Genomic DNA, 11,577 nt, shown 5'->3' on the forward strand with positions numbered 1-11,577 from the left:
TCAGAAAACTTTGCAACAGAACCATTTAGACAAACTTTCGAATCAAGTTAAAGAAATATTAAGATTCGATAAAAAAGAGAATAGTGTGCTCCTACTTTCAATGTCGTCTGAGTTACAATACAAACTTCATGATTTAGAAATGTGCCTTATTTCTCATAACTCTAGATCAAGAGAATTTATTACTACGGATGTTCCAATTAATAAAGATAATATATTTGCAAAAAGTTTAAACGGATACTCAGATGGGACTGGATTTAGCAATCTAGGTTTTGAGTTATTCTTTCCAATAACCCCAAAACTTTGTTTGTTTTTATATGATCCTAAAACATATAAGATTACTAACTCTAACAGTATGAATGTTAAAATTAATGATAAAGATATCGATAAAATTAATAAATATTTTTATTTAAATTCTAATTCCAATCTTTATTTTAGTGAAAAAATATCTGAGGATTATTTAAAGAAACATATTCTTAGTTATGAGAAACATAGCAAAAATAAGATATTAGAAGATTCGTTTAGAAAGCATACCAATTCAAAGGGGCAAGACTCACTCTATGAATTCAGGATTGATTCATCACAGGGAAAGTTAATTTTGCCATTTATTAAAATGACAGAATATGCTAAAACTATTACTCTAAAAACTTGACTTAACGTCACTTGTACCATCTTTAAGACGTTGGAGTCTTTGATGGGTAGGACAATTTGTTGCGCCATGATTTATATATACCTTTCTGAAATTAAATAATTAATTAAATAAATTGTTTATTTATTGATGACCAGGACCGTATTTCTAAACTTCTTTTATGGTTTATTATATCACTTAACAAAAAAACAGCCCCCATTATCTAACCGATAGATAATGGGGGCTATTTTAATAGTCTTTTTGAGGGGTCATTATATAATTATAGTCCTTATCTCTGATCGAATTTATTTAAATTCATATTTAATGTTTATATCGGGATTTATACTTTTAAACACCGTATCATAATAGTTTTTTGCTGATTCTCTAATAAGATCTTTGTACTGATTTAAATATTTTTTTTGAGATTCATTAGATAATTTATTAACTGTTAACGCCCCTGTATCAATATCTTCAGTACCTATACTGAGTAATTCCCCTTCTTTATCATATAGCTTATAAGGATTTTTTCTTGACAAAGCGACCCCTATAACTTCAAATTCTGGGATTGTTATTGTATAGTTTTTAGAATCTTCTTTATGAATGGATATTGGTTTTTTAATTCCTAATTTTGCATCATAATTTAAAATAATGATTGCTTTTTTTTCAGTATACGGAACACCAATTTTTGTCCAAGGTATTTTTAAGTTATTTGCCTCTGTTTCTATATCTGTTATTCCTGCATTTAAAAATACTTGTTCATCTACCTTAGTCAAGTATCTTACCATGGAATATGATCTTTTTTCAGAACCTAATAAAGAATTCCCTGAAGTGAATCCTTTTATGTATGCTCCAATGATTATAATTAATACAACTAAAAAAAACAAAGTGGAATTTTATATTTTAAAAATTTTTTTAAAAAAATCAATGCATTTGTCCTCAATTACTTCTTTTCCTTGTAAAATATCTAGCTTTGTATACTATCTAATCTTTTTTATAACTACTACATCTGATGTGCACCCCAAAAGTTAGACTTTTTATCCAAGTATAAATACTTGGATTTTTTTAATTGTTTGCCTTTAAAATGATTCATTACTCTGTCCTCTCTGTCTTTTTTCTCAATTTTACACTAAAATAGATTTTTTGGAAAACTTTGCAACAGAACCCGTATTAACATAGTTTTTAAATGAACGTTGCTGTACCATTGATTTACTTCTTCCTGTTTTATTTCAAATATAGATTACCCACGAATCTCCGCTTCATCAGAAACCCGCTTAAATTTAATATCTGTATCAACTGCTTTAAAGTGTTTCTCACCAGCCAGAATCTTAGCCCGTTCATGAGGACGTAACTGTTCAAAGCTTGTATCACCTTTCGTTTCAACGATGAAATATAGGTGTTGCTCATCATCTTCTTCATACAGCAATGCCCAGTCTGGATTGTAAGGCCCAAGCGGTGTGCGAATCTTGAACCAATCTGGCAGCTTAATGTAGAACTTAACATTGTCATCCATTTCAGCCTTACGAGCAAAATCCTTTTCAATGCTTGAATCAGTTACAACATAGTCATAAACAGTCTTTTGTTTACTTTCATCAACTTTAACAGAATTCCCTTTTTCACCGAGGTAAGCATTCAAGGTTTCAGTGCTAAACAGCGTCTGTTCATATTCATCACTTGTACGAGTATATTCAATACCATCCACAATCAATTGATTCTTGATTGCGTTGATAATCTTCGCAGCCTGATTCATATATGACAATGGATTGTTCTTAAAACTATCCAGATTGTTGACTGACTGCAAAATTGCGACGATTGTCTTGCGAGTCAAACTTGTTTCATTTTGCAAGAAAGTAATGATATCTGGCAATTTGTACGCACCACTCGTTGTTGCACGAATACTGCTTTCGCTAGATTCATCAGCCTTCACACCGGCTCGACTCACCTCAACCATCCCCTTCTTGTAGAGGTAAGTTCCTTTACGCGTTTGAATGGAATTAACACCGTCAAATGACTCATTTCCATTCGTAGCAAGTTCAATCAACTTGTCTGAATCGAAATCAATCTTATAAGTCGTTTTATATTTGATTTTGTTCCAAAGTTCCAAGAAATCATCCGCTAAGGCTTCTTTCACTACCTTGACTTCAACCTTATCTTTGGCATCCTTGATATCAAGACTCTTAACCTTAGACCTAGCAACATCCAAAATCTGTGATACGACTTCGATGAAATCTTCTGGAACTTCAATTTCCTCATCAGTAATCGCTTGTTTCAACTTATCAGTTGCCCGCCCAGATGAATTAATAAATTCTTCTTGCTTAAGATAGTTGAACAGTTGCTCAGATTTCTCTTTACCAAGAATTTCCATTTCTTCAGTCACTTCGTCGTACTTAATAATAATGGTTGCAAAGCTATCTTTATTGAACACACCAAAGATAACACCATCTTCTTCATATTCTTTTTGAAGACCTTCAGCAAAATCCTTATAGCTTTCATTTGCCATAACAGTCAGCGTGTTAACAGAAAATCCAGGGACACGTTCACCATCTTCGTTAACCGCAATACGCAGGCCACGACCAATTTTCTGACGTTTGGTAATTGTATCCTTTGTTTCAATCAAAGTGGCAATCTGGAATACATTCGGGTTGTCCCAACCTTCCTTCAAAGCTGAATGAGAGAAAATGAAGCGAATTTTATTAGCCTTCGCTGTATGATGCTTCTCCTCATCATAGAAAGTCAGTAAGCCTTCCTTGTTCTTCATAATCATCTCGTAGGTAGATTCATCGGCCTGAGTATCACCCATGGTATTTTTTAACTTACCTTTATTATCTGCTGAGAAATAACCATCATGGACTTCGGATACTGGCACATTCACATCGTTCAATTCTTTGTACTTGGACAAATGAATCAAGCGTTCATATTCTTCTTCAAAAATACGAGCATAACGGCCAAGACTAGGATTACCCTCTTCATTATAAATGCGGTAGTTTTCAACCTTATCCAAGAAGAACAAACTCAACACCTTTATCCGTTGTCCAACTTGCTTAAATTTCAATTCCTTGTTCAGGTGCTCTTCAATCGTTTTAGAAATCTGAGCACGCTTCGTTGCTTCATCTTCTAATGTAGCTGATTCAAGAGTGATTTTTTCTGGATTACCTGAAAATGTCACTGACTCAAAACCAGGTGTAGCATCAATGTCCTGAATGAAACCAACTTTATCATAGACCTGAAGTTTGGTCTTACTGAACATGTCGTCGCCAGCTTTGAAGTTCATAATTGTCTTGTCAGCGTCATTACGCGTTTTCTTATAAACTTCAATTTTGGCCGTAATACCATTCTTACCAGTCTTTGTTTCAATCAGCTTCAAATGCGCACGGTTACCATCTTCATCCATCTCAATTCCAGCAACTTCAATCTGCTTAACGAGTTGATTGTCATAAGCATCAACCGCACCCAATTGATAAATCTTAGGATAAGTATTATCGCGGTGAGTTGCTGAATAACGGAATCCCGCAGATGGATCTAAACTCTTCAACGCATCTTTCGCCAGATCAGTATTATCGACAGACTGTGGTTCATCAATAATAACAATCGGTCGGGTTTCAGCAATCAAGTCAATCGGCCGTGCACCAGAAAGCTGTTCGTTCTCACGATTCATGACGTTTGTATCTTTATTGAAAGATTGAATGGTTGTAACCATGATATCGATAGTGTTCGCCGATGCAAATGAGCTAACACGGTCAGGTTTGCTGCTATCAAACATGAACAAATTGTAAATAACACCATTGTATTGATTTTTGAAGTAGTCCTTTGTAATTTCGAAGGATTTAAGCACCCCTTCCTTAATCGCAATACTTGGCACAACAATTACGAATTTCAAAAATCCATATTGCTTATTCAACTCAAGAATTGTTTTCAAATAAACAAAGGTCTTCCCTGTACCAGTTTCCATCTCAATGTTGAACTGTGGGAAAGCTTTGTTATTTCCAAACAAATTATCGCTAGGAACAATACCGTTTAAAATTTGCGTCTTATTAACGTTTTTTAGCATCTGTTCTTCGTTAATGATGACACGATTACCAACACCGATACCATCGTTAGCAAACAAAGTTCCTTGCGGGTCATCGTTTGTAATCGTAAAATTTGATTCTTTAATTGTCTGACCTTCAAACACGCGCACCGCACTGTTAACGGCATCTGTTTGATAGTCGAGTGTATCAAATTGTATTTTCAAGAGTCTTTACCTCCTTTGCTTTAAATACTTAAAATGTCATTGTACTGGATGCCACTTGCATTGAGCTGCTCAATCGTATTTAACTTCTCACTATCATTGATGAATTTTTCATCCTGTAAAACAACTACTGAGTTTTCAGCTTCTTCATCAGCAATTTGCTTAATAATATGACTTGCCACTTCGCTCGTAATCTTGTCACCAAGTACTACAAACATTGCACCAAAGGCAATATCATAAACAACCGCATCCCCAACTTTTGTTTCACTAATTGGATAAGTCAAATCAAGACCTTGCTTCAACATAATTTCATAAACAACATCGATTGGTTTTGAACCTTCTTCAAAGTTGTTAGCCAGTAATTCAAACTGCTCATTCAAATCTGCTGTATCGACATTCCACTTTTTGATATTTGAGTCGCTAAGCTCAAAGACCTTAAAACCAATATCGAGTTTGCCTTTCAAATCAGGATTTTCAGAAATAATTTTCTCCCCTGCACGTCGAATGCGTTCCTCACCAATTTGCGTAATATTTCTTTCCAAATTCAATCCATCTAAAAAGTCAATCGTATTCTTAATTACTTTCTTTTCATTATTATCCTTGGCTTGTTTCAACGATTCTTCCAAACTTTCAGGCAACTGCACTAGAATAAAATTATGATTTTTATTGTCAGTTGCGGATGATTTCATTATCGCTTCTGCTGTTGTACCTGATCCAGAGAAAAAATCTAAGATAACATCGTTTGAATCTGTTGCCATATCAATTAATCGCTGTATTAGAGCTAAAGGTTTCTTTCCGTTCTTAAATGGAATTCCACCTTCATTATCTAGCCCAGTTGTCTTAATATCTGTCCAAAAATCCCCGGGATGATAACTTAAATAATCTTGAGCAAATAAGACTTGCATTCTAGGTTTTCTTGACGATTCATCAAAATCACCTTTGATTACATAAAGCTGTCCTGTACTGGTAACATAAGGAAAAAATATTTTTTTTAATAAATTTCTTCGGGATTCTACGATTTCACTCGATGTTCCACTCCCCATAGATACAGTTTGGAAAATTCTCCAAGCATTAGCATACTTGAATTTATTTTTCTCTTCGTTAGAAGTAATTTCTTTTTCTCGAAAATATTTTGATAGACTCATATAGTTTGCTTTGTCCAATAACTTTTTAACAAAAGTAAAATCAGACTCGGAACGTTCAACATCTGAAATTATCTCAGACATTTTATTCCATTCTTCTTCTGTGATTTCAGTCATTATGGATTTATATTCATCATCCCACTTCTCTTTGGCAATTTTTATATCTTTTAGAATAATATCTTTCTTCTTATAAATTAATACATACTCTTTTAACTTTGGAAGTCTTTTAGACGTATGAGCCATTTTTACACCTGAGGATTCGGACATTTTTACCGATATTGCGTTAACGAAATTAGTTGGCCCAAATATTTCGTCACATACCTTTCTCAAATTATCAACTTCTTTATCGTCAATAGAGATAAAAATTACGCCATCTTCAGTTAAAAGATTTCTAGCTAGTTTCAATCTTGGATACATCATATTTAGCCAGTTGGTATGAAATCTTCCATCCGTGTCACTATTGGTTGATAATTTATTACCTTGACTATCAATTTGACCTGTTTGTTCTAAATAGTTATTCAAATTATCGCCAAAAGAATCTTTATAAACAAAATCGCCACCCGTGTTATACGGAGGATCCACGTATATCATTTTGACTTTGTTAGAATAAGACTTCTGCAATAACTTTAATACTTCGAGGTTATCGCCCTCAATGTAGATATTCTTTGTTTCATCCCAATTCTTTGACTTTTCTTTATTGGGTTTAAGCGTTGCCGTAGTTGACTTTTGTGCCAATTGCATCGCTTGCTTCTTGCCGTTCCAAGTAAAACTATAACGTTCTGGTGCCGTTTCAACTTCATCCCCAAGAATCAAGCGCAATTTGTCAAAATCAATTTTCTTCTCAGTTAAAACTTCAGGAAACAATTCCTTCAGCTTTTCAATATTTTGTTCAGTAATATCAAGCGAATGACTAGAGACTTCCTCTAATCGTTCGTTCGTTCGTTCGTTCGTCATAGGCTGGTGTTCCTTCCTTAACTTGTCAAGCATATTTACTGATTTATTTTGCTTGAAAGTTCATCTCTTAATTTTTTCAACTTCATCTGCATATCAATTTTGCGATTCAACTGACGTTCTTTCTTAATTTGACCACGCAAGTCTTCAATCTGTTTTTTCAAATAATCTAGATGGTCTTTTTCTTCTCCAGTGATATTACCAACCGCTTCACCATACTGCGACTTGGCTGTAGCCGTCGCAATCTCATCCCGAAGTCCGTCATAACATGTTTTTAGATTCTGACGTGGTAAATCAATCAGCGATATTTGTTGCAATACTTCTTCCAAGTCTTCATCTTGATAAACCGGGGATGGATACACATTCACCAACTTCAAAAAGCCTGTTGATAACTTCTCAAAGCGACCCGTGTAGATCGTAAAACTATCCGGTTCATCGGTGAGGATAACTAATGGATATGGAATCAGGTGTGCCAACATTTTATAGATTTTAGTCGAGTCACCTTTATCCTTGGTTTTCACATAAAGAAACTGAATTTCTTGATAAAGTTCCTTGTCGTCCTCATACACAGCAATATGTGTATTGTCAGTTTTCAGACTGGCCAACATATAGATGCTTTGGACAGAATTTTGTAAGAACTGCTTATCCACAGTATTTTTCATATGCGGATAGATTTGTGTCTTTGGTAAATTCCGATTGATTATTGTAGCGCTTGGAAATTTCCACCATTTGATTATGTCTTTCGTTTCCAATCTGCTCACCTACCTAATAATCAAAAATGAAATTAACTCAACGTCATCTAGATCATCCAAAAGTTCCGTTTGGACACTAGTACCGCCAGGTGAGAACAATGACCCAATCCCCACTTCATCTTGCTTACCTCGAATTGCTTCAATCGCTTTACTCAAGATTTCAGAATAGGCACTCATGTCCTTACCACCATTCGTTTCCTCATAAAACTCATCTACAAGTGGTTGGTTGACCGTTTTTTTACCGACCGTCAGCTTTTTAAAGAAGTCCAACACTTGCTTGGCGTACATGTAGTTTATTTTGACTGTTCCATCCATTCGCATATAAACAACAATGTACGGCAAGATACTGTTTTCTTGTCCCAAGTCATTCGTCTGCTGCTTCAAGGTCAATATGACACCCGGTTCAGCTTCGGGGAAGTTGGTTGTATCCGTAATTGCATACATGCCTAGCGGTGCTTCATTCAACAACTTCTCATGCTCTTTCAAAGCATTCTGCAAGTCTGCTTTGAAGTCATTGAAGGTCATGTCGGTGATGGAAATTGCCCCATTGACGTCTTCCAAATCAATGACTTGAGTTTGGAGTTGTTCCAACTGTTTCTTACGGTATTTCAAGTCGTTCATTTCTTTATTAGACTTTATATTCAATAAGTCATCTTCACCGGTTGCTGCCGTATTTAACATGATCATACGTCCCTTGACACGTTGTTCCAGATTCAGATAAGTATCCAAGTCCACATTTGGCCAGAAGTTTACTAGTTGAATCTGTTTATTACGTGAGCCAATACGGTCAATACGCCCGAAACGTTGAATGACACGCACTGGATTCCAGTGAATATCGTAGTTAATCAAGTAATCTGCATCCTGCAAGTTTTGCCCTTCAGAGATGGTATCCGTTGCAATCAACAAATCAATTTCTTCGGTTGCGTTCGGATTGATCTGGTCACGCCCTTTTGATATCGGTGAGAAGGTCGTCAAGATATCACTCATATCATTGACGGCCACACCTTTCATGGTTGTTTTGTTCGGTGTAGAACCACCCGTCACCAACGCAGAATTCAGACCATAAAGTCTTTTTACTTTGTCAGCTAAGTTCTCATAGAGATACTTAGCCGTATCTGCAAAGGCAGTAAAGATGATTACTTTCTTGTTGTTGCCATTAATTGGATGCTCATACTTATGCTTGAGAATTTTCTCCAAGTCCATCAACTTATCATCTTTGTCCGGTGTTACTCGATGCGTGACGGTTTGCAATTCTTTCAACGTTTCCAGATCTTCATTAAGAGCTTGGGACCACTTCACCAAGTCCATATCACCAATCAATATTTTAGTTTTTGTCCCCACTGCCTGTTCGTCAAAGGCACTTTCCAAATCCTCATCATCAAAATCAGTGATACTTGGCATTTCCACGTTACCCGCTTGATGCTCTTTGATTTTTTCAAGGATATCTTCAATCCCGCCAACCATTCGGTCAAGGGTTAATCCAAACGAATAAATGGAACTTTCCAGTCGTTTGAACAAATTGGCACGAATCAATTTAGCCAAGGCTTGTTCACGGTCAACTTGCCTGAATGACGACTTCCCTTCTTTTACCTTGGTGTCATATAATTCTTCGTAGCGCTTTCTTTTAGTCGAGAGCACATACTGAAGTGGTTGGTACATTGCCATGTTCAAGTAACCGATTGAATCATAAACATCCTGTAAGTCAGGGAACTGCCCTGATGCATCAATTTTTGGTTTCACTGTCATTGGCTTCAAGCGTTCAGGGAAATCTCCCAATGAAGTCGTATCATAATATTTTTCAATGTGTTTCCGACTACGAGCAATCGTCAACATATCCAGTAACTTGAAATAATCCGGATTGACTTTATCAAGAAAGCTTTGAGTCGTCCGTTCAGTTTCATCCAGTTCCATCCATTGATTAAAAGCTTGTTGTGCTAAACGCAGTATCGTGTCAATATCATCAACACCATACTTCGCCAACGCGTCCGTTTTGCCTTCAGTGATGAAACCAATCTGATTTTTCAAGTCATTCATTCGGTTGTTGATTGGTGTAGCTGAAAGCATCAATACTTTTGTCTTACGTCCCTTTTGAATGATATCTTCCATCAAGCGTTGATAACGTGTTTTGGTTTCACGATTGACGCTGGTATCGTTATTACGGAAGTTGTGGGATTCATCAATGACAACCAAATCAAAATCAGACCACAGAAAAGTATCCAGCTTGATTCCGTCACTTTCACCTTTATAACGGCTAAGGTCAGTGTGGTTCAAAACAGTGTAGTTAAAGTAGTCATCCACTAAAACATTTCTTACATCAGGTCGTGTATAAAGTGTCCAGTTATCCCGTAGTCGTTTTGGAGCGAGAACGAGCACTCGTTTACGTTGCAACTCAAAATATTTGATAACGGCCAAGGCTGAGAAAGTTTTACCTAAACCAACTGAATCAGCTAGAATCGCACCGTTGTATTTTTCAAGCTTACGAATTAAGCCCATCACACCATCTTTTTGAAATTGGTAAAGCTTATTCCAAATTACTGAATCCTTGAACCCAGAACCTTCTGGCGCAATATCTTGCTCATCCAATTCACTCAACTTGTCATGAAAAATATGGTAAAGCGATACAAAATAAATCCATTCAGGTGGATTTTCTTGATAAATGGTTCTGACTTTTTCAAGCACCTTGTCTGTTACTTCTTTTGACTTTTTAGGGTCATTCCAGACAGCGTCAAAGTCAGCTTTTAAACCAGCTAAGTGATTAGGTTCTCCAATAATTCCCGTCATTGAAGAAACGTTATTTGACTCTGTAAGTCCTAAGCCATCTGAAGTAAATTTGAACATTGAAGGAACTACCACATTACCTTCAATATCTGCTTCATTTTCAATCAGTAGTTCATCCAAAGCATTTTGATTTGGTCCCAGCTGATGAACCTTTACTTTTTCCTCAATCAACCTTGCCGTTTCACGAGCAATAAAAGCCGTGTTCATTTTATTTCTGAGCTTAATTTCATACTTATTTCCAGAAATATCTTCTTCACTTTGCGCAATTTCATACCGCTTTAAAAAACTAGTTTCTTCCTTCTCAAAGAAAGATTTCGTCAGAACCAAACGCAACTCCTTTGAACGCTTGATTTCCTTTTGTAATGCGTGAAAAGCAAAAATTGAAAATGCAGCAGTTTGAATGCTGATTTTCGAATGTTTCGTCACCTTTTCACTGATTAAATTTTCTAGGGTGTTATCCCCCTTGTTATCAATTAATTTTAATTCCATGAGCGTCTCCCAAGGCTATAATTTTAATTCTTTATTCTGTGCTGTATTAAGCAGCTACCACTTCACAAATATCCCCAACATCACAATTCAGTGCGATGCAAATTTTAGCTAGTGTCTCAGTTGTCACTGTGCCACTATTATTTAATTTGTTGATGGTGTATTGACTAAGGTCAGCCAGTTCAGCTAAATCTTTCTTTGACATGTCTCGGTCAATTAATAACTTCCACAATTTTTTATAGCTCATCATCTTATCACCTATTTTCTCTACAATCTGATATGCCGATAACAAATATATTATATCACGATTGATATGAAATTTTACACGAAAATATAGCGAACGCTTAATTATTTTACGATTGATTAGATTTTGATAAATATTTGTAGGAACGTAAATTTTAGGGGGTGTTTAGGGGTGTCATAGGGTGTTAATTCAAAACCTAGGGGTGTTATATTTTTACCCCCTTGGAAATTATGCCTGTATCTCATTGATGAAATTCATCGTAAAATAAAAAAGATTCTCAAGCCACAAGCTCAAGAGCTCCCGTATTATCGCCTTTTCTAGCAGTTTGTATTTGTATCGATTGCGTGGTTTGGTTCTGTTGCAAAGTTTTCTGA

Annotated in this window: 7 protein-coding genes and 1 pseudogene; 1 reads left to right on the plus strand and 7 read right to left on the minus strand. The window is 35.8% G+C overall.

Translation table 11 applies throughout. The annotated features are described in order from the left end of the window. The first annotated feature begins 85 nt into the window (after positions 1 to 85). Complete coding sequence (locus RT41_RS09625; RefSeq protein ID WP_483868479.1) at positions 86 to 649, plus strand: DUF4238 domain-containing protein; 564 nt, start codon at positions 86 to 88, stop codon at positions 647 to 649. On the opposite strand, the pseudogene RT41_RS10365 reads toward RT41_RS09625, so the two are convergent. The 7 genes and pseudogenes from RT41_RS10365 to RT41_RS09655 all read right to left on the minus strand — a co-directional run. Beyond that, positions 636 to 717: pseudogene (locus RT41_RS10365) on the minus strand (site-specific integrase); the annotation flags it as partial. The gene RT41_RS09625 and the pseudogene RT41_RS10365 overlap by 14 nt on opposite strands. Positions 718 to 930: 213 nt before the next feature. Then, positions 931 to 1,398 carry a DUF4230 domain-containing protein gene (locus tag RT41_RS09630; protein ID WP_245811678.1) on the minus strand — a complete coding sequence of 156 codons (468 nt, stop codon included), beginning with the start codon at positions 1,396 to 1,398 and terminating at the stop codon, positions 931 to 933. A gap of 464 nt (positions 1,399 to 1,862) precedes the next feature. Further along, positions 1,863 to 4,853 carry a restriction endonuclease gene (locus tag RT41_RS09635; protein ID WP_096819169.1) on the minus strand — a complete coding sequence of 997 codons (2,991 nt, stop codon included), beginning with the start codon at positions 4,851 to 4,853 and terminating at the stop codon, positions 1,863 to 1,865. Positions 4,854 to 4,873: 20 nt separating this feature from the next. Further along, a complete protein-coding gene (locus RT41_RS09640) occupies positions 4,874 to 6,946 on the minus strand; it encodes a site-specific DNA-methyltransferase (RefSeq protein ID WP_096819171.1) in 2,073 nt (690 codons plus the stop codon). A gap of 35 nt (positions 6,947 to 6,981) precedes the next feature. Then, positions 6,982 to 7,704: a DUF4391 domain-containing protein gene (locus RT41_RS09645; RefSeq protein ID WP_096819173.1), complete on the minus strand. Its 723-nt coding sequence runs from the start codon at positions 7,702 to 7,704 to the stop codon at positions 6,982 to 6,984. Further along, on the minus strand, positions 7,705 to 10,962 hold the full coding sequence (locus RT41_RS09650) for a helicase-related protein (protein ID WP_096819175.1): 3,258 nt from the start codon (positions 10,960 to 10,962) through the stop codon (positions 7,705 to 7,707). Between the two features lie 46 nt (positions 10,963 to 11,008). Beyond that, positions 11,009 to 11,209 (minus strand): helix-turn-helix domain-containing protein, encoded by a 201-nt coding sequence (locus RT41_RS09655; protein WP_002403339.1) that lies wholly within the window; start codon positions 11,207 to 11,209, stop codon positions 11,009 to 11,011. Positions 11,210 to 11,577 lie beyond the last annotated feature (368 nt).

This window comes from Lactococcus fujiensis JCM 16395, assembly GCF_002441655.1.
Classification (GTDB): domain Bacteria; phylum Bacillota; class Bacilli; order Lactobacillales; family Streptococcaceae; genus Lactococcus; species Lactococcus fujiensis.

Coding starts and splice junctions, on each gene's coding strand:
- RT41_RS09650 (WP_096819175.1), bottom strand. CDS start 10,962: ATGGAATTAAAATTAATTGATAACAAGGGGGATAACACCCTAGAAAAT.
- RT41_RS09655 (WP_002403339.1), bottom strand. CDS start 11,209: ATGATGAGCTATAAAAAATTGTGGAAGTTATTAATTGACCGAGACATG.
- RT41_RS09640 (WP_096819171.1), bottom strand. CDS start 6,946: ATGACGAACGAACGAACGAACGAACGATTAGAGGAAGTCTCTAGTCAT.